Origin of the sequence: Bacteroides cutis, assembly GCF_900241005.1 — a bacterium.
GTDB classification, from domain to species: domain Bacteria; phylum Bacteroidota; class Bacteroidia; order Bacteroidales; family Bacteroidaceae; genus Bacteroides; species Bacteroides cutis.
Map to the genome: position 1 here is coordinate 534,966 of NZ_OEST01000001.1, position 18,889 is coordinate 553,854.

General features: G+C 41.0%; 13 protein-coding genes. 5 read left to right on the forward strand and 8 right to left on the reverse strand.

The window, feature by feature from the left end; translation table 11 throughout:
- Positions 1–22 precede the first annotated feature (22 nt).
- Both ahpC and C1A09_RS02105 read right to left on the reverse strand, forming a co-directional pair.
- Positions 23–589, reverse strand: a complete 567-nt coding sequence (ahpC, locus tag C1A09_RS02100) for an alkyl hydroperoxide reductase subunit C (protein WP_101542075.1) — start codon at positions 587–589, stop codon at positions 23–25.
- Positions 590–703: 114 nt separating this feature from the next.
- Positions 704–1,630, reverse strand: coding sequence for a hydrogen peroxide-inducible genes activator (locus C1A09_RS02105; RefSeq protein WP_101542076.1), 927 nt, complete (start codon positions 1,628–1,630; stop codon positions 704–706).
- Between the two features lie 140 nt (positions 1,631–1,770).
- Between C1A09_RS02105 and C1A09_RS02110 the strand changes: the two genes are divergently transcribed.
- Positions 1,771–2,259 (forward strand): Dps family protein, encoded by a 489-nt coding sequence (locus C1A09_RS02110; RefSeq protein WP_101542077.1) that lies wholly within the window; start codon positions 1,771–1,773, stop codon positions 2,257–2,259.
- Positions 2,260–2,346: 87 nt separating this feature from the next.
- Here the strand turns inward: C1A09_RS02110 and C1A09_RS02115 are convergent, their stop codons facing one another.
- The 4 genes from C1A09_RS02115 to C1A09_RS02130 form a co-directional block, all read right to left on the reverse strand.
- Positions 2,347–4,260 carry a DEAD/DEAH box helicase gene (locus C1A09_RS02115; RefSeq protein WP_101542078.1) on the reverse strand — a complete coding sequence of 638 codons (1,914 nt, stop codon included), beginning with the start codon at positions 4,258–4,260 and terminating at the stop codon, positions 2,347–2,349.
- Between the two features lie 129 nt (positions 4,261–4,389).
- On the reverse strand, positions 4,390–5,457 hold the full coding sequence (locus C1A09_RS02120; RefSeq protein WP_101542079.1) for a tyrosine-protein phosphatase: 1,068 nt from the start codon (positions 5,455–5,457) through the stop codon (positions 4,390–4,392).
- A 195-nt stretch (positions 5,458–5,652) separates the two neighbouring features.
- Complete coding sequence (locus tag C1A09_RS02125; RefSeq protein ID WP_101542080.1) at positions 5,653–6,576, reverse strand: carbohydrate kinase family protein; 924 nt, start codon at positions 6,574–6,576, stop codon at positions 5,653–5,655.
- Complete coding sequence (locus C1A09_RS02130) at positions 6,564–7,169, reverse strand: SIS domain-containing protein (protein WP_101542081.1); 606 nt, start codon at positions 7,167–7,169, stop codon at positions 6,564–6,566. Before C1A09_RS02130 ends, C1A09_RS02125 begins: the two co-directional genes overlap by 13 nt.
- Before the next feature lie 193 nt (positions 7,170–7,362).
- On the opposite strand from C1A09_RS02130, the gene C1A09_RS02135 reads away from it, so the two are divergent.
- A complete protein-coding gene (locus C1A09_RS02135) occupies positions 7,363–8,610 on the forward strand; it encodes a M16 family metallopeptidase (protein ID WP_101542082.1) in 1,248 nt (415 codons plus the stop codon).
- 5 nt (positions 8,611–8,615) lie between these two features.
- On the opposite strand, the gene C1A09_RS02140 is transcribed toward C1A09_RS02135, so the two are convergent.
- Both C1A09_RS02140 and C1A09_RS02145 read right to left on the reverse strand, forming a co-directional pair.
- Positions 8,616–9,521, reverse strand: coding sequence for an alkaline phosphatase family protein (locus C1A09_RS02140; protein WP_101542083.1), 906 nt, complete (start codon positions 9,519–9,521; stop codon positions 8,616–8,618).
- A 43-nt stretch (positions 9,522–9,564) separates the two neighbouring features.
- Positions 9,565–10,104 (reverse strand): NanQ anomerase/TabA/YiaL family protein, encoded by a 540-nt coding sequence (locus C1A09_RS02145; RefSeq protein ID WP_370738714.1) that lies wholly within the window; start codon positions 10,102–10,104, stop codon positions 9,565–9,567.
- Between the two features lie 293 nt (positions 10,105–10,397).
- Between C1A09_RS02145 and C1A09_RS02155 the strand changes: the two genes are divergently transcribed.
- From C1A09_RS02155 to C1A09_RS02165, 3 genes are all read left to right on the forward strand, one after another.
- The gene (locus C1A09_RS02155) at positions 10,398–13,349 is read left to right on the forward strand and encodes a glycoside hydrolase family 88/105 protein (protein ID WP_101542086.1); all 2,952 of its coding nucleotides are present in this window, start codon (positions 10,398–10,400) and stop codon (positions 13,347–13,349) included.
- A 150-nt stretch (positions 13,350–13,499) separates the two neighbouring features.
- Positions 13,500–16,712 carry a SusC/RagA family TonB-linked outer membrane protein gene (locus C1A09_RS02160; RefSeq protein WP_101542087.1) on the forward strand — a complete coding sequence of 1,071 codons (3,213 nt, stop codon included), beginning with the start codon at positions 13,500–13,502 and terminating at the stop codon, positions 16,710–16,712.
- 11 nt (positions 16,713–16,723) lie between these two features.
- Positions 16,724–18,601, forward strand: a complete 1,878-nt coding sequence (locus C1A09_RS02165; RefSeq protein WP_101542088.1) for a RagB/SusD family nutrient uptake outer membrane protein — start codon at positions 16,724–16,726, stop codon at positions 18,599–18,601.
- Positions 18,602–18,889: the final 288 nt, after the last annotated feature.

Sequence of the window (18,889 nt, forward strand, 5' to 3'; positions counted from 1 at the left end):
GATGTTTACCGTACTTGTACGGTTAGATCTTACCTACAAGGTCGATACTTGGTTTCAAGGTAGCTTCCCCTTTTTTCCATTTGGCGGGACAAACTTCACCGTCATGAGTGGCAACGAACTGTGCAGCTTCTACCTTACGCAATAATTCGTCTACATTACGTCCGATGTTGTTGTCCTGGATTTCGGCAATCTTGATTTTACCTTCGGGATTTACGAGGAATGTGCCACGGTATGCCATGCCTTCATCTTCAATCATCACGCCGAATGCACGGCTCAACAAACCTGTCGGGTCTGCCAACATCGGGTATTTGATTTTGCGGATACTTTCGGAAGCATCGTGCCATGCCTTGTGCACAAAGTGTGAGTCGGTACTTACAGAGTAAATTTCTACACCCATAGCTTGGAATTGGTCATATTTCTCGGCGATGTCTACCAACTCGGTAGGACATACAAAGGTAAAGTCTGCCGGATAGAAGAAGAAAATGGCCCATTTGCCTTTTACATCTTCGTTGGTTACGGTTTTGAAACTTCCGTTTTGGAATGCCTGAACTTTAAATTCAGGAAGTTGGGAATTGATAATCGGTTCCATAATTATACTTTTTAAAAGGTTTGGTTTTTTGTTTTCCGGTTACAAAAATATAGTGTTTTTCTCCGGTAGAACAAAAAATCCGATTGAAAGGTTTTATGGACTGATAGATAAAATCTATACAGGTATTTGGCCTGGCTTTAAAGATAACATCTCTTTGGGTACTGAATTTCGTATCTCTTTCGTCACCGCCTCCAATAATGTATAGCGGATAAAATTCTTATTCGTCAACAATACAATTTGCCGGGTGGGGCTGGGGATGGCAAAGGGACGTACTAATTTCTGTTGTATTTCGTTGAGCTGCAATACTGCCAGTTCGGGGATAAAAGTAACTCCTTTGCCGCTTTCTACCATGCGCATGAAGGTTTCCATACTGCCCAGGTGGTAGGCAAGCTGACTGGCACGGGCTGCTTTGAGTTGGCAGAAACGTATCAGCTGGTCACGGAAGCAGTGTCCCTCATCCAACATCCAAAGCTGTTCGCCGGTAAGGTCGGAGGTACGGATAACTTCATTATTGAAAAGAGGAGACTCCTGGGCAACATAGGCAAAGAATTGTTCGTAAAATAATGATGTTTCTTGAAACTCCTCCATACCTGCCAGGCTTGCTACGATACCTGCATCTATGTCGCCGGTCTGCAACGCCTTTTTTATGTCGTTGGTCTTCATTTCAACGACTCTTATGTCCAGTCCGGGATATTTCTTCATCAGTTGCGGGAAGAAACGTGGCAATAAGTAGGGGGCAACCGTAGGGAGTATGCCCAGTTTGAATGCTCCGGTGAGCGAATGTTTCTCTTCTTCTATAATGTTTTTTATACGATTGGTCTGAACTAATATATTTTGGGCTTGTTCTATGATGTGTATACCAATAGGAGTAGGGCATACAGGTTGCTGGCTACGGTCGAAAATCTTTGTGTCCAGTTCTTCTTCCAATTTCTGTATCATGGCACTTAAGGTAGGTTGTGTTACCCGGCAATATTCTGCCGCTTTGGCGAAATGGCGGAATTGATTGACTGCGAGAATGTACTCCAATTGTTGTAAAGTCATAGTAAACAGGGCTTTTGAGGGTTATAAATAGAATCCGTCTATGCAAAGATAGAAATTATCTGTTTGACGGGCATTGGTTTAGCCCTTATCTTTGTCTACAGAAAAAGAAAAATAGTATAAACATTTAAAATAGTAGAATTATGAAGACTTTAGATTATTTGAATTTGAATGAGGCAAAAGTTGCCAACGTGGTATCAGCATTAAATCAATTATTGGCTGACTTCCAAGTACATTACACCAATTTGCGCGGTATGCATTGGGATATCAAAGGACATGGTTTCTTTGTGCTGCACGAGAAGTTCGAAAGCATGTATGACGATACTGCCGAAAAAGTGGATGAAATTGCAGAACGCCTTCTGATGTTGGGCAGTACGCCTGAAAATAAGTTCAGCGAATATCTGAAGGTTGCGAAAGTAAAGGAAGTTTCCGGTATTTCTTGCGGTAGTGATGCTGTTGACCACATTCTGGATACCTACAAGCACCTTATCAGTGAGGAAAGGAAGGTGATAGAACTGGCTGAGGCTGCCAATGATGTTGTGACGGCCGATTTATTGACCGGCTATTTGAAAGAACAGGAAAAGATGGTTTGGATGCTCGTTGCTTTCAGCACAAAAAGCTGCACGAAATAGAAGATAAAAAGTGGTAAAGTAAAATAGGGTGATAAGGTGGTAGCGGAATGCTACTTCACTTTATCACCCTATTGCTTTATCGCTCTATCACTTCTTTTTGGGGCTCCGTTTCGCCCAACCTTCTTCACTGAAATCAGGTTCGGCGTCATGGAAGTTGTTCTCACCCTGGAAGAATTGTTTCCAATCGTCCTTTTTACCACGTGCTTTGGTATAACCACGTTCTTCGCGGCTGGGTTTACTTTTTTTCTTATTAACGGCAGGTGCCGGTTCGGACTTCTTGTTACGTTTGCCGTAATTGTTGTTGTCGTCTTTGTTGTCTCTACGTCTGCCTTTCGGGGTGGTTTCCTTACCTTCTTCTCCGGCAACCTCGACAGATACTTTACGGCCGTTCCAGTTGGCACGGTTCAAAGATTTCACGACGTTATTGGCTTCTTTTTCTTCTACCTCGAAGAAAGAGAACTTTTGCATCAGGTCGATACGACCCAGCTCTACACGTCCACGGGTGTTTTTGTTTAACAGGCCGATGAGTTCGCTGGGGAAGAAGTTATCCATCTTACCCAGGTTGATGAACAATCGTTTAAAGCCCGGTTGTGCCTGGCGGTTTCCATCCTTCCGCTCTCTACGTTCCCCGTTTCTGCCGCTACGTTCTCCGTCTCTGCCACGTTCGCTGCCGGTGGCTGTTTCTATTTCCTCGCGGTCACGGTAGTATTCCAGGAAACGATTGAACTCATGGGAAACCATACGCTTTATCAGGTCTTCTTTGCTCAACCAGTCCAGCTTACGATAAATACCTGGCATGAAGTCGGCTATTTCTTCTTCATTGACTTTCACTTTTTCAAGATCATCAATTACTTTAATCAGCTGCTTCTCGCAAATCTGCTTGCCGGTGGGCATGGCACCTGTTTCGAATTTCTTACCGATGATGCGTTCTATTTCGCGGAGTTTGCCCTTTTCGCGCAGATTGATGATAGCGATCGAGGTGCCTGTTTTCCCGGCACGTCCCGTACGTCCGCTACGATGTGTATAACTTTCCGTATCGTCCGGCAATCCATAGTTGATGACATGTGTCAGGTCGTCTACGTCCAAACCACGTGCGGCAACGTCCGTTGCTACCAACAATTGTAAATTGCGGATACGGAATTTCTGCATTACGGCATCGCGCTGTGCCTGGCTCAGCTCACCGTGCAGGGAGTCGGCATTGTAACCTTCCTGCATCAGCTTGTCGGCTATTTCCTGCGTCTCTTTGCGGGTACGGCAGAAGATAATGCCGTATACTTGCGGATAATAATCCACAATACGTTTCAAGGCTGCATATTTGTCTTTGGCATGAACGGTGAAAACCACATGCTTCACATTGCTGGTTCCTTCGTTCTTACGTCCGATCGTGATTTCTTTGGCATTGCGCAGGTATTTTTTGGAAATACGTGAAATTTCCGGACTCATGGTAGCGGAGAACAACAATGTGTTACGTTCTTGCGGTACATCCGCCAGAATGGCGTTGATACTGTCCGTAAAGCCCATATTGAGCATTTCGTCAGCTTCGTCCATCACTACGTTCTGAATGGTGGACAGGGAAACCGTCTTGCGTTCCATCAGGTCGAGCAGTCGGCCCGGAGTAGCAACGATAATATGTACGCCACGCTTCAGGGCACGTATCTGGCTTTCGATAGACGAACCGCCATAAACGGGCAATACCCGCAAACCATCAATATATTTGGAGTAATCGTTTAAGTCGCCCGCTATCTGCAAACAAAGTTCGCGTGTGGGGCAAAGAATAAGAGATTGGGGAATTCTGTTGTTGACGTTAATCTTCTGTATAAGCGGCAGACCGAACGCTGCGGTCTTTCCTGTTCCTGTTTGCGCCAGTGCTACTACATCATTATTTTCTCCTAAAAGGTAGGGAATTACTTCTTCCTGTACCGGCATGGGTTGCTCGTAACCCATTTCTTCAATGGCACGGCGTATCTCCGCCGACACACCGAGCTCTTCAAATGTCTTCATTAAATCTTTGTATATCTTTATTTTCGGGTGCAAAGATAGTGTTTTCCAATGGATAATCGATAATGAATAACTGATAATTATGTGATTACCTTCAAAGTTTACTATTTACAGTTCATTATCCGCTATCAATTATTCATTATCAGTTAACAGAATGCTTTGTAGTCTTTTTATCTCATTTTTGCTTAACCCTATGCCTTTCTGTAGATAGGTGTCTATATCGCCATATTTCTTTTCGATCTCGTCTTTCGCCGCATTCAGGAAATCTTCGCGGGCGGAAAACAAGGTTGTGATAGCTTCCTGTGAGCGTACCGGTAATTGATAAGCGTACTTGGAAGCGCTTGGAATGTTAAAGTAGTCATTGCTGAGACGATAGTCTTCCATGATGATATCTTCGTTTACGCCGAGTGCGGCGAGTATCAAGGCAGAGACGATGCCGGTACGTCCTTTACCCGAAGAGCAGTGAACAACCACCGGATAGTTGTTCTTGTCCAGCAGTATCTCGAAAATCTGATGAAACTCCTTGGTATATTGGTCTACTATTTCCCGATTCATCTGTTCTACCATCCGGTAAACGGTATCACTTTTTATCTTTTCCTGTTGAATACCTTTCAGGATGTTTTGCATGTCTCCGATGGCGATAGGGATATGTACGACTTTAAACTTTTTTTGGAGAGGGGTGGTTTTGCCATATTCGGCAGAAGTGCGTAAATCAATGATGGTCTTGATGCCGATATTTTTTAACTCTTTACGCGAACAGCACTCCAGACTGTCGATCTCGGCGGAACGGTATAACATGCCCCAACGGACTTTTTTCTGGGTGGTATGGGAGGCATAGCCACCCAGGTCACGGAAATTCTGTATACCGGGAATATTGATGTTTCGGGTGGCAATCTTCACGCGGTATTTGTCTGCAAACACCAATGTATAATAATAACGTTGGGTAGGATCGGTGGTAATAATCGTCATCCGTTGATCGGAAATGCTTGCTATGGCAACAGGAATATCTTCAGGGATCAAGTCCGGGTCGGTCGAAGCATATACTTTTACGTTTCCTTTGATGACAGGAGCCGTTTCCCATTTTACAATACAATTTCCTACATTATTCTCTTCGCATACAACGGAGATGTGGGGAGCGATACCACTGCACGATGACAGCAGCAATACCAGAGCAAGGCAGTTCAACAGATTTTTGTACATAATTCGTAACTCTCTAAAGTCGTCTTATGGCAAATATAATTATTTTGAGAACTTTTATCACAGATTACACGGGTTTACACAGATTTTTTATTAGTTCTTTCACTGCGTTAAGAATTCAAATCCATATAAATCCGTGGTTATACCTTATTATGATAAGCAAAAGCGGTGTTGAACGAAGGTAAATCTGCGGCAGGATCAGTATTTATACTTTTCCGCAAATTCTTTTGATATGGAATTGTTGAGGCTCATGCAAACTTCTGCTGCAAACTCCATACCGCAACGGATGATTTTATCCCAAGTGGCTTCATCTATGTTATTCAGGTTTTCGTAGCGTACATCATATTTCAACAAACCATAGATGATACCTGCGTTGAAATTGTCGCCTGCACCGATAGTACTTATCGCCTCCAGTGGCGGAATGGCATATTCTTTGGAAATGTTTTTTGTACGGAGTGAAATCTGTTCCGCTCCTGCCGTACATAGGAAGTTGGGACAGTAAAACTTTATTTTGTCTTTATAAATCTTATCCGCATCACACTGGTTGTACATGTAGAAAAAGTCTTCCTGTGAACCACGTACAATATCCGCATATTCCAGGTTTTCTATAATGGTAGGTGCCAGTTTGAGAGCTTCTTCTTTATGCGAAGAACGGAAGTTCGGGTCATAATAGACAATTGCTTTTTTCTCCCGTGCCTGATCGAGCAACTCCAATACTTTGTCGCGCAACACAGGATTTAGAGCATAATAAGAACCGATAACCACGATATCGTCTTCTGCAAGACGTGGAAATATGACATCTAACCGTTGTTTGGGGTAATCTTTATAAAAAATATATTCCGCATCGCTCCGGTCGTTCAGGAAAGCGAGCGATACAGGTGATTTACCGTCGGGAAATACATTGACATAATCGGTTGGAATATTATTGTCACGCATAAACCGCAAGATAATATTTCCCACATGGTCATTACCCGTTTCGCTGATGAAACTGATGGGGACTCCTGTCCGTCCCAGTGAGACAATACCGTTGAATACCGAACCGCCCGGCACTGCTGCCGTAGGCTGTTCATTCTGAAAGATAATGTCTAATATAGTTTCGCCAATACCGATTACTTTACGCATAATGACCTTGATTTTTCTCCAAGGTAACCGCCATGATGGCGTTTGGAGTAGTCTTCGATTGTAAATCCGGTCTCTTTCATTGTCTGTACTACCAAAATATCGCCAATCACTGTCATTGCGGTAGTGGATGTAGTGGGAGTCATGCCCAAGGCACAGACTTCTTTAGGTTTTCCGGTACTGAGACATACGTTGGACTCATGTGCCAGCGGGCTGTCCGGGTTTCCGGTAATTACAATAAATTTCAAATCCGGGTTCAAGTTGTGGGCCAACTGCGTCAATTCCACGATTTCACGGGTTTTGCCGGAATTGGAGATAAGCAACAACAAATCGTTTTCCTGTAAGATGCCGAGATCTCCATGCTGTGCTTCGCTGGGATGTAGAAAAACAGAAGGTATACCTGTGGAACAGAAAGTCGTGGCTATATTCATAGCTATCTGTCCTGCTTTTCCCATGCCGGAAGTAACCAGCTTGCCTTTTTTACGGTGTATCTGCTCAACGATAAGCTCTACTGCCTTCTCGTATGCATTCGTCACAGGGATGTTCAATACGGCTTGTGCTTCTTTCTGCAAAAGCTCCTGAATGGATTCTATCATTATTTTGAATTTTGTTAGTAGTTAGGTTATAGCCTACAAATATCTGTAATTTTCCATAAATGGCAATAAGTTTTATTGTATTTTTATTGATATGAAGATAGGCAGCACCTCATCACTAAAAACAAGCATGCTTGCTTTGTACTGATTTCGGTTTGCGTTATCTTTGTGCCCACTAATTGTTTGAGATATCAGAATGAAGAAGTTAATAGAAAAAATAACGCCGGGAACCAATCAATATACTTTGCCGAATGGTTTGCGTATCATTCATGAGCCGTCACTCTCTAAAGTGGCATATTGTGGATTTGCCGTAGATGCCGGAACACGCGATGAGTTTGAAAATGAACATGGAATGGCGCACTTTGTGGAACATCTTATCTTCAAAGGAACAAAGAAACGCAAGGCATGGCATATCCTGAACCGTATGGAAAATGTGGGTGGCGACCTGAATGCTTATACTAATAAGGAGGAGACCATGATTTATTCGGCTTTCCTTACCGAGCACTTTGGACGTGCCTTTGAGTTGCTGACGGATATTGTATTTCATTCTACCTTTCCGCAGCGTGAGATAGAAAAGGAAACGGAAGTTATTATCGATGAAATACAATCATACGAAGACAATCCTTCCGAACTGATATTCGATGATTTTGAGGACCTGATATTTTGCGAACACCCGTTGGGACACAACATTCTGGGTAATCCCGAACTATTGAAAACATTCCGCAGTGAAGATGCTGCTTCGTTCACTTCCCGTTATTATCATCCGGGCAATATGGTCTTTTTCGTTCTGGGTAATATGGATTTTAAACAAGTGGTGCGTTGGGCGGAAAAGCTGTTGACCGATATTCCTGCTGTTACGGTGGATAACCGCCGTACTCCGCCGCCCTTTTATGTTCCGCAACATCTTGTGTTGCATAAGGATACCCATCAGGCACATGTCATGATTGGTAGTCGTGGCTATAATGCATACGATGATAAGAGGACAGCGCTTTATCTGTTGAATAATATTCTGGGAGGTCCCGGTATGAATAGTCGCCTGAATGTGTCGCTCCGCGAGCGTCGTGGGCTGGTCTATAATGTAGAATCCAACCTTACCTCCTATACGGATACGGGTACTTTCTGTATCTATTTCGGTTGTGATCCCGAAGATTCCGATCTTTGTAAACACCTAGTCTATAAGGAGCTGAAATTGATGCGCGATGTCAAGATGACCTCTTCCCAGCTTACGGCTGCTAAAAAGCAACTTATCGGACAAATAGGTGTGGCTTCGGATAATAACGAGAATAATGCCTTGGGTATGGGTAAGACTTTCTTGCACTATAATAAATACGAAACCTCCGAAGCGGTGTTTCGACGTATCGAACAACTCACTCCGGAGATTTTATTGGAAGTGGCAAACGAAATGTTTGCAGAAGATTATCTCTCGACACTTATTTATCAATAAGTGTCTTATTTGAAGACCTGTTTCATCGGGCGGCCTATCCACACTTGCGGTTGCTTCAATCCGAAGATATAGGCGATTGTAGATGCTACGTCATACTGCATCATGCTTTCGTGGAATTCCAGTCCTTTCTTCACGTTCTTTCCGGAAATGATGAAAGGAGTCTGCATTTCTTGCATCGTTTTTCCTCCATGGCCTTTTTTGATACCTCCGTGGTCTGAAGTAACGATAAAGATAGTTTCTTTCAACATTCCTGCGTCTTTTACAGCTTGTACGATACGGGTGACGTATGTATCGAGTTCTTTCAATTTAGCGTAGTATTCAGGAGTGTCGTGCCCTGCCTTATGTCCTACGTGGTCGGGGTTGTCAAAACAAACGGCGAGTAATGTCGGTTTTTTTTCTTTGATGTATTTTTCGGCCATACCGCACAATGCTTCCGGATGTTGATTATAATCGGGAGCTTTGGCATGATGACTCAGAGCTAGCGTGTCAACGAGATATTTAATTCCATTCCATTCGTACAGACAACCAATTTCCGCTTCCGGTTGTGCATCGCGTAGTAATTGGAAGACTGTGGGGAAGATGCCGTGTTCATTCAGTACTCGTGAAGGCAATTCCGGAGTCTTGGAACCCCATTCTGTGTATCCATGCAACTCCGGGCCGGCTCCCATGAACATGGATGCCCAGTTGATAGCGCTGGAAGAAGGCAGGGCAGAACGTTTCTCTAATGTATAGGAACCTTCTGCCATCAACTGTTTGATAGTGGGGATTTCCGCTTTGGGGACACTGTATGCACCCCAACCATCGAGACCTATTAAAATGACATGCTTTGCTTTTCCCTTTGCTTGGCAGGGAGTGGAGATGAAACACACTGCAATAAATGATAAAAGCAGTGAAAAGGTAAATTTTCTCATGTTTTGATTGTTTTTAAGTATTAAGATATTTATTGAATAAAAATTATTTTATGTAGTCCAGTTTTACAACGATTACGCGTATGGATTGCGACTCTTTGTCCGTACGGACTTTGGCTATGTGCCAGTCACTGGGGAAAAACAGGAAGAAACGTTCGGGAGTAGAGTCTATGAACATGGTTTTATTTATGTCATAGCTATAGTGGATCGCGTCCGGCTTATAAGCACAGTTGGGATAGGAACTGTCATGGTCTAAAAGCCCGAAACGTTCGCTGCCTTTCACTACATATTGAAAGTCGATGTGATGATAATGTGACTCGGACGCGCGTTTTTCCAAAGGTTGGTTTTCACTATCTTCTACTGAGACAACCAATGAGGTACCTTCTATCGGGTGTTTACCGGCAGGGATACTTTGAAGGTCGTGTGTAGCCAGCCACTTGAACATGGCGTCCCATTGTGGTTGGTTCTTTTGGTATTGATCGTGAAATTCTTTTAAGTTGGTACAGACATCGGGCAAGGCATTGAAGCCGTTACTCCAACTGCGTGATAATAACCATTGTTGAATGCTGCATTGTGCTTGAATCATTGAGGACGGTGCAATTGCCAGAAAGACAATGAGTGCAATTCGTTTGAGTGTTTTCATTTGTTTTTATATTTTAGTTGGGCTAAAGGTAGTACTTCTTTAATAAAAAAAGAAGCCTTACTGTTTTTATCTGTTAATGACAAAATTACTGGGAATAATAAAAAATGGTTATTTATATCGTATAAAAAACATGCATCAAATGCCTTAATGGATAATAAGGGCATATGTATGGAAAATAAGTGTATGTCTCAAATGGGAAGTTACGTATTTTTGCATCCGAAAAACAATCTTTTATTATGAGAAAGTCACTATTATCCTTATTATTTGTTTTATTGGGGGCATACCTGTTTCAGGTACAGTCTCAGACACGGCAAGAGGTGAGACAGGCTATGCGACGGGTGGCCGATTGGCAGATTGCTCATATCAAAGAAGTTCCCTATGGTGATTTGAACTGGGTAAATGCTACTTTCTATTTGGGTTTATGTCGCTGGGCTGGAATAGCGGAGCGTGATAACCGGGATTCTTTTTATTTTGATTGGCTAATGCGTCTTGGACGCCGTAATTATTGGCAGGTAGATAAGCGGATGTATCATGCCGATGATATCTGTGTGGCGCAAACCTATCTTTTGATGTATGATAAATATAAGCGGCCGGAAATGCTGATTCCAACACGTGCGCGTACCGAGTGGGTGATAGCCAATCCGCCACAAGGTTCTTTTGTCTTGAATTATTCGGATGTGTCGACGTTGGAACATTGGACTTGGTGCGATGCTTTGTTTATGGCTCCACCGGTATATTTACATCTGTATAATATAACGGGTGACAAGAAATTTATCCGGTTTATGGATAAAGAGTATAAGGCTACTTATAATAATCTGTTCGATAAAGCTGACAGTCTTTTCTATCGCGATCACCGCTATATCAGCCGGAAAGAGGCGAATGGAGCCAAGGTTTTCTGGGGGCGTGGTAATGGTTGGGTTCTTGGCGGACTGGTGGAATTACTTCGCGGATTGCCGGAGGGGAGTAAATATCGTCCGTTTTATCAGGATTTGTTTGTCCGCATGGCAGAACGTGTAGTGCGTTGCCAGGGTAAAGACGGCTTTTGGCATGCAAGTATGCTCGATCTGGATGCTTATCCTTCTCCTGAAACCAGTGCTACCGGTTTTTTTGTGTATGCCTTGGCTTATGGTGTTAATGAAGGACTATTGCCACGTGAACGTTTTCTGCCGATTGTGGAAAAAGGTTGGAGCGCTTTACTTTCTGCTGTAGAAGAAGACGGAAAATTAGGATATGTGCAACCCATTGGTGCTGATCCGAAGAAAGTAACCCGGGAAATGACGGAAGTATATGGCCCCGGAGCATTTTTATTGGCCGGTACTGAAATGTATCGTTTGGTACAAGATACAAAAACACAGAATGTCAATATATCATCAGTAAGGGTACGCGAAATCGCTACCCTTCTACCGGAAACTCCTCAAGGTATAGGTGTATCTTATAAAGACCGCAGTTTCTGGGAACAAATGAAGCAAGATGCCGACGCACAGGAATTATTGAAGGAAGTTCCCGGATTGTTGAAGCAAGGAATACCGCCATTTGTCGATTCACTTTATTTACACCTCAATAAAACCAATGTCCGTTTGCCGGGTGAAAATATGATGAATGCACGTTTTCAGTATCTTTATAAATTGACACTGGCAGAATGTCTGGAAAATCGTCGCCGTTATATCCCGGCAATAGAAAAAGCTTTGATTGCTTTGTGTGAACAGAAACCGTGGTCTATTCCGGCTCATGACCGCAGTTTGCAAAATTATAATGGAACCGATTACTATGTGGATCTTGTTGTAGCCACGGCAGGAAATGGAATTGCTCAGTGTGTATCGCTGCTGGGCGACCGTCTATCACCCGAGGTGAGAGCTCGCGTTCAATGTGCTTTCCGGGAGAAAGTTTTCCGTCCTATTCATCGATGCCTGGAAACCAATAAGCCTTTCTGGTGGTTTACAGTGACCAATAATTGGAATTCGGTCTGCTTGGCAGGTGTTACGGGAGCTGCTCTTGCTTTATTACCCGATCGAGAAGAACGTGCTTATTTTGTTGCGGCAGCCGAGAAATATCATGTTTATGGGATGAAAGGTTATGCGGATGATGGTTATTGTAGTGAAGGAGTAGGGTATTATAATTATGGTTTTCGTGCTTATATATTGCTTCGAGAAGAGGTTTGCCGTGCTACGCAAGGTAAAGTGGATTTCTTTCGTACGCCGAAATTTGTGCGTATTGCACAATATGGAAAAAAAATACAAATGTTGAACGGTATTTGTCCTGCCTATTCCGATTGTAGGATTGGTCTGACTGTCGATTGGTTTATAAATAATTACTGTGACAATGTATTGGGTACTGCTCCTTATTTTGAGAAGTGTGTATTTCCTTTCAATGGCAGAAACCTTTCTCTTTATAGTATTGAATTTTTCCCTAATCAAGCATGGAAGTTAGAACAAAGTGATGAAATAAAACAAGCTATACAAGAAGAATATGATCCTCTTCATACCTTTTACGAAAAGGCGGGTATCTTGGTAGCTCGTCCGTCTGAAAAAAGTAATTGTGATCTTGCCATTTCGGCAAAGGGTGGTAATAATGCAGAAAATCATAACCATAATGACATTGGTTCTTATGCTGTTTCTTTAGGAAGAGAAACAGTTGCCGGTGATCAGGGCGGTCCTTTTTCTTATCCCGGTGATTACTTTTCGGCAGATGCTCCTGATAAATATCCTATTAAAGGTTCTTTCGGCCATCCGGTACCTTTAGTAGATGGTTTGCAGCAAGTAACTGGTGCTAGAGCACAAGCGATAGTACTAAATAGAGAACTGACAAGGACTAAAGATCTATTTTCCATAGATTTAACTTCAGCTTACAATACCCCCAAATTAGAGAAATTACTCCGTACATTTACCTACGACCGTACTGATGTCGGTAGTTTTACAGTTGAAGATAAGTTTTTTGCTAATGCACCTATCCGATTCGAAACAGCATTAACCACATCCGCCGACTGGAAGCAGATAGATGCCAATCATCTTCTGCTGGCGGTAGGTAATGAACAGATGCTTGTTACAATAGATGCGTCTGGGGAGGTAGAATTAACATCAGATACTATCCAAGTGAATGGTCCGGCTTATACACGAATTGGAATAATCTTAAAAAAAACGGTAAAAGATGGTCAAATTCGTCTTATAATGTGCCCAAAACGTCCGCGATAGGTGTCTAATTTTCCATAATATTATAAAACCATAACATTTAAACAGGGAATTAATTTCCTGTTTTATTAAATTACATATATTTGCAGCGAAAGATTAAAAGCTAAAAATAAACGTTATCTTAATCTAATTAATAATTAATCTATTGTACTTATGAAAAAAAGAGTCTCTCTTGATTTCTCAAAAAGGATTTTATTCTGTGCTGTTTGGGCATTGGCAAGTGCTGGTGTAGCAGCAAATCCTATGAGTAATGGAAATTCTTCCGGAGTCGACGCTGTTCAAACTATTGAACAAAGTAGTAAAACAGTAAAAGGTGTTGTAATGGACAATTTCGGTCCTGTTCCGGGTGCTAATGTTCTTGTAAAAGGAACAACCAATGGTGTAATTACCGATATGGACGGTAATTTTACTCTATCTAATGTTCCTGAAAATGCAGTATTGCAGGTCTCTTTTATCGGTTATGTTACTCAAGAAATAAAAGTAGCCGGTAAGAATACGTTTGAAATTACATTAAGTGAGGACGCCAAAGCTTTGGAAGAAGTTGTAGTAGTAGGTTATGGCTCTCAAAAGAAGGTAAACTTGACAGGGTCTATCGGACAGGTAGATTCAAAAGTATTGGAATCCCGTCCTATTACTTCTTCTGCGAGTGCACTGCAAGGTACCATTCCTAACTTACAAATTACAAACACAAGTGGTGAACCTGGACAGAGTGCATCTTTGAATGTTCGTGGTACCACTTCTATTAATGGTGGTAGTCCGCTGGTATTGGTAGATGGTGTGGAAATGAGCTTGGATTTAGTTAATCCTAATGATATTGCAAGTGTAACTGTGTTAAAGGATGCGGCAGCATCTGCTATTTATGGTGTACGTGCAGCTTATGGTGTTGTATTGGTTACGACTAAGAGTGCTGGTAAGGACATGAAAACTTCCATATCTTATTCTGGTAATGTGTCTATTTCAAAAGCAACGGTTATGCCTGATATGGTGGAACACAGTTGGCAGCACGCTGAATTTATTAATCAGGCCTGTGATAATGGTAGTGTAAACCGTTTGTGGGATGCTGCTTATATTGAAAAGATGAAAGCATGGGATGCTGATCCTGAGAACAATCCTGAATATGAAATGGTGAATGGTTCTCTTCGTTTTTATGGATTTAGTAATTTGAGAGAAAAGATGTTGAGAAAGGTTAGTCCTACTCATCGTCATAATGTTACTATTTCCGGTGGAAATGAAAAGACTAAGTTTTATTCTTCAGTTGGTTATTTAGACCAAAGAGGTTTATATAAGGTCGGCGAAGATCAGTATCAACAACTGAACACTCGTTTAACTGTTGAGAATCAAACTACTTCTTGGATGAAATTGGGAGCAAAAGTAATGTATAACTATGCTACTCATGATAAGCCTTATAAATATAAAGATGATGTGTGGCAGTCCGTTGTATTTTCTTCACCGACAGATGTGGTTGAGCCATGGCACAAAGATAGCCGTTATCCTGAATTGGATGAATGGGATGGAATGTATGCCCAAAATAATGCTTATGCCATGCTGAAAGATGGTGGTCGTACCAATAACAAGACCCATGATATTTGGGCTACTGCAAGTGCCGATTTTGAGTTTATGAAAGGCTGGAAAGCCCGCGTGGATTTCTCTTATAATTTAAATTATAAGCGTAATTCAGATCATAAGAAGACATTAACATTCTGGACAAAAGATTTTCAGGCTACAAATGGTGACACAGGTGATAATTTCTTCAAGTGGACTAATGTTGATAAGAACTATTATTCATTTAATGCTTATACAGAATATGAACGTACATTCAAAGAAAAACATTATTTGAAGGGTATGTTAGGATATAATCAAGAGTTGACGAAATATTCCACATTCTCTGCTCAACGTAAAGGATTGTTGAACGAAAACCAACCTGCATTAGGTTTGGGAACAGGTCAGCAAACTGTTAGCGATGATGGTTATGAATGGGCGTTGCGTGGTGCATTTTTCCGTTTGAATTATATTTATAATGACCGTTATTTGTTTGAGGTAAATGGACGTTATGATGGTACTTCACGTTTCCCATCTGATAATCGTTTTGTATTCCTTCCTTCTTTTTCTGCTGCATGGCGTATCAGTGAGGAACCATTTATGCAGTCTACTCGTTCTTGGTTGGATAATTTGAAGATTCGTGCTTCTTATGGTGAATTGGGCAATCAGATGCTGACAGCGAGTGATTGGTCGGGAAATACTAAATATTATCCATATATTCCATTTATCAGTTCAGGAACATCTGGAAACTGGATATTTGGAGATGAAAAGGCATTATATTTAAATCCTGGTGCATTAGTGACTCCAGATCTTACTTGGGAAAAAGCAAAGACTGTCAATGTTGGTTTGGATGCGACATTCTTTAATCAACGTTTAGATTTTAGTTTTGACTATTATCAGCGTACTACCTCGGATATGTTGATTAAAGTGTCATATCCTGAAGTATTGGGTACTACTGCTCCTCCTTCCAATTTAGCTGAATTGCGTACGAATGGATGGGAACTTTCTTTGAGTTGGAAAGATAAAATAGGAAAGGATTTTGGCTATTCACTTGGTTTTATATTATCTGACTCTCAAGCAGAAATTACTAAATATAATAATCCGACTAATTCTTTGACTACTCATTATGTAGGTGAAAAGATTGGAGAAATTTGGGGTTATGAGACTGAAGGTATTTTCCAAACGGAGGAGGAAATAGCTAATCATCCTACACAGAGTAAGATTAAGAATACAACTTGGAAAGTTGGAGATATTAAATATAAGAATCTTAATGGTGATAAAGAAATCAGTAATGGTAAGAATACTTTAGAAGATCATGGAGACTTGACGATTATCGGTAATACTACTCCACGTTATCAATATGGTATTACTGCTAATCTGACCTATAAGAACTATTATTTGAATATATTCATGCAGGGAGTGGGTAAACGTGATTTTTGGCCATCTGGTCAACCGTTCTGGCCGGCTGCTACAGAATACTATAATACTCAAAAATGGTTCTTGGAGAATTCTTGGAGTGAAAGTAATCCGAATGCTTATTTTGCACGTCCAATAGCCAAAGATGAACGTAACCGCCAAAAACAAACTCGTTATTTACAAGATGCTTCATATTTGCGTATGAAGAATATTTCTTTGGGATGGAATTTGCCAAAAGAATGGATTCAGAAGGTATTTTTATCTCAGGCAACTGTTTATATTAGTGCTGAAAATTTGTTTGAGTTCTCTAAAATTAAGGGCCCATACGACCCCGAGGCTGCCCGTGGAAATGGTACAATGCTGTATCCTTTCATGAGAACATATTCATTCGGTGTTAATCTAACTTTCTAAAATTGAAAACAATGAAAAATATATTTAGTAAATCAGTTTTATTGGGTGTCGTTGCTTTAGTAAGTACTTCCTGTAATGATTCATTTTTGGAACGTACTCCTACTAATGATTTGAACTCCCAGACTTTTTGGAATACTACAGCAGACCTTCAGAGTTTTTGTAATGGTATTTACAATGCAGTTTCTGATAATGCTGGTACTGACAATTATAACTTTATTTTGGGCTTTACCAATAATGCTTATAATGGAAAAACAAATAGCGTAATTCCTATTGAGGCAATGTCTGATAATTATGCTACGGTGGATGGATCACAAACTTGGGCCTCTGCTATTGCTGCAGGATTGGAAACAATTCCTTCCAATTATAATAGCCCTTTATATGGTGGTTGGGTATGGACTGCGCTTCATCGTATCAATACTTTCATGGATAATTATGATAAGGTAAAAGTTGCCAGTACTACTGAAGTTACGCTTAAAAAAGGTTTTTTTGGTGAAGCATCTCTATTCCGTGCTTGGTTTTATCTTGATAAAGTACAAAAATATGGTGATGTACCTTTGATTACTCATGCTTTAACTACAGATTCTCCAGAATTGTATGTAGGCCGTACTCCAAGAAAAGATGTTATGGCTCAAGTATTGATAGATATTGATAACGCATGTAAGAATTTGCCTGATGCATGGCCGGGAAATCTTCCTAATCGTGTTACGAGGGGAACAGCCTTGGCTTTGAAGGCACGTATTTGCTTATATGAAGGAACATATCGGAAGTATCATAACCTGAGTGATAAAGCCGACTATGAGAGTTGGTTGGAAGAAGCTGTGTCTGCAGCTGAGGAATGTATGACTTTAGGATACAAGATATATGATACGGGTAATCCTGATAAAGATTATGCTACTCTTTTCACTTCAGATGATTTAGAGGGTAATCCGGAAATGATTATGTACAGAAAATATGCGAAAGGTCTGTTAATGCATCGCCAATGTGGATATATTATTAACATTAGAGCAGGTGGAACAAAAGATTTTGCAGATGATTTTCTGTGTAAGGAACCGGATGGAACAGCTTTGCCAACAGGTTTAAGTCTTACATTTGATGATAGCACGCCGGAAAAGACATTTGCTAACCGTGACCCCCGTATGGCTCAGACTTTCCTTAAACCGGGTGATCAAGCAAGTATTCTTAATACAAATATGGGAAGTAAAAGTTTTCCGCGTTTAGGTGATATGGGTAGTTGGCCAAGTGCTACAGGTTATCATTTGATTAAGTATTACATTCTTGAGCAAGATAAAAAAGGTTATGGAAACGAGACTCATGATGCCCCGATTATCCGTTATGCTGAAGTCCTATTAAGTTTAGCTGAGGCTAAGGCTGAGTTGGGAACATTGGAGCAAACGGATCTAGATAAGACTATTAACGTATTACGTGATCGTGTTGATATGCCCCATATGACCTTAAATCCACCGATGGATCCTAAATATGCAGATTTAGGTATATCTTCTGATCTTGTTGAAATTCGCCGTGAACGTCGCGTTGAATTATCATTTGAAAATTTACGTTACCAAGATCTAATGCGTTGGGCACAAGGTGATAAGCTAAAAGAACGTGTATTAGGTATCCGTTTTGAGGATTCTGATTATGACAATGAACGTTATATCCAACGTGATACAGAGGGTAAAATAACTGGACGTGTTTATAAACCGGGTGATCCTGCAGCAGCTGCTCCTGTATATACTTATGAAGTTGATGGAAAACATTATGTAGATGTATATGCGGGAACTAATTATGCAGCAGAAAAGCGTGTATTTAATCCTAAAAAAGATTATTTACGTCCTATACCAACGGCTGTTCGTTCTAAAAATCCAGAGTTAGGCCAGAACCCGGAATGGTAAGATGAAATAAATTTATTGTTGGGAGAGGGTATTTTTACCCTCTCTTTTTTAGTGGTTTTTAAATAATTAGTCGTACGAAAACAAAATTAAGCTTTCAGGTTTCATCATTATGAAACTAATGACTATAGATAATCTATCAGATATATATTTCCTTTCTGATAAACATCCACGATTTCTGACTTAGTCTAAATTCTCTTAAATAGAAGCGATATCAAATATAAAGTTGATATCGCTTCTACATTTATATAAAATAAAGATAAAGTATTTTTTTATGCAGTATTTCTCTAA

What these genes read in the sequence shown, in the direction of transcription:
- ahpC (WP_101542075.1), bottom strand. Translation starts at nt 589, where the DNA reads ATGGAACCGATTATCAATTCCCAACTTCCTGAATTTAAAGTTCAGGCA.
- C1A09_RS02105 (WP_101542076.1), bottom strand. Translation starts at nt 1,630, where the DNA reads ATGACTTTACAACAATTGGAGTACATTCTCGCAGTCAATCAATTCCGC.
- C1A09_RS02110 (WP_101542077.1), top strand. Translation starts at nt 1,771, where the DNA reads ATGAAGACTTTAGATTATTTGAATTTGAATGAGGCAAAAGTTGCCAAC.
- C1A09_RS02115 (WP_101542078.1), bottom strand. Translation starts at nt 4,260, where the DNA reads ATGAAGACATTTGAAGAGCTCGGTGTGTCGGCGGAGATACGCCGTGCC.
- C1A09_RS02120 (WP_101542079.1), bottom strand. Translation starts at nt 5,457, where the DNA reads ATGTACAAAAATCTGTTGAACTGCCTTGCTCTGGTATTGCTGCTGTCA.
- C1A09_RS02125 (WP_101542080.1), bottom strand. Translation starts at nt 6,576, where the DNA reads ATGCGTAAAGTAATCGGTATTGGCGAAACTATATTAGACATTATCTTT.
- C1A09_RS02130 (WP_101542081.1), bottom strand. Translation starts at nt 7,169, where the DNA reads ATGATAGAATCCATTCAGGAGCTTTTGCAGAAAGAAGCACAAGCCGTA.
- C1A09_RS02135 (WP_101542082.1), top strand. Translation starts at nt 7,363, where the DNA reads ATGAAGAAGTTAATAGAAAAAATAACGCCGGGAACCAATCAATATACT.
- C1A09_RS02140 (WP_101542083.1), bottom strand. Translation starts at nt 9,521, where the DNA reads ATGAGAAAATTTACCTTTTCACTGCTTTTATCATTTATTGCAGTGTGT.
- C1A09_RS02145 (WP_370738714.1), bottom strand. Translation starts at nt 10,104, where the DNA reads ATGATTCAAGCACAATGCAGCATTCAACAATGGTTATTATCACGCAGT.
- C1A09_RS02155 (WP_101542086.1), top strand. Translation starts at nt 10,398, where the DNA reads ATGAGAAAGTCACTATTATCCTTATTATTTGTTTTATTGGGGGCATAC.
- C1A09_RS02160 (WP_101542087.1), top strand. Translation starts at nt 13,500, where the DNA reads ATGAAAAAAAGAGTCTCTCTTGATTTCTCAAAAAGGATTTTATTCTGT.
- C1A09_RS02165 (WP_101542088.1), top strand. Translation starts at nt 16,724, where the DNA reads ATGAAAAATATATTTAGTAAATCAGTTTTATTGGGTGTCGTTGCTTTA.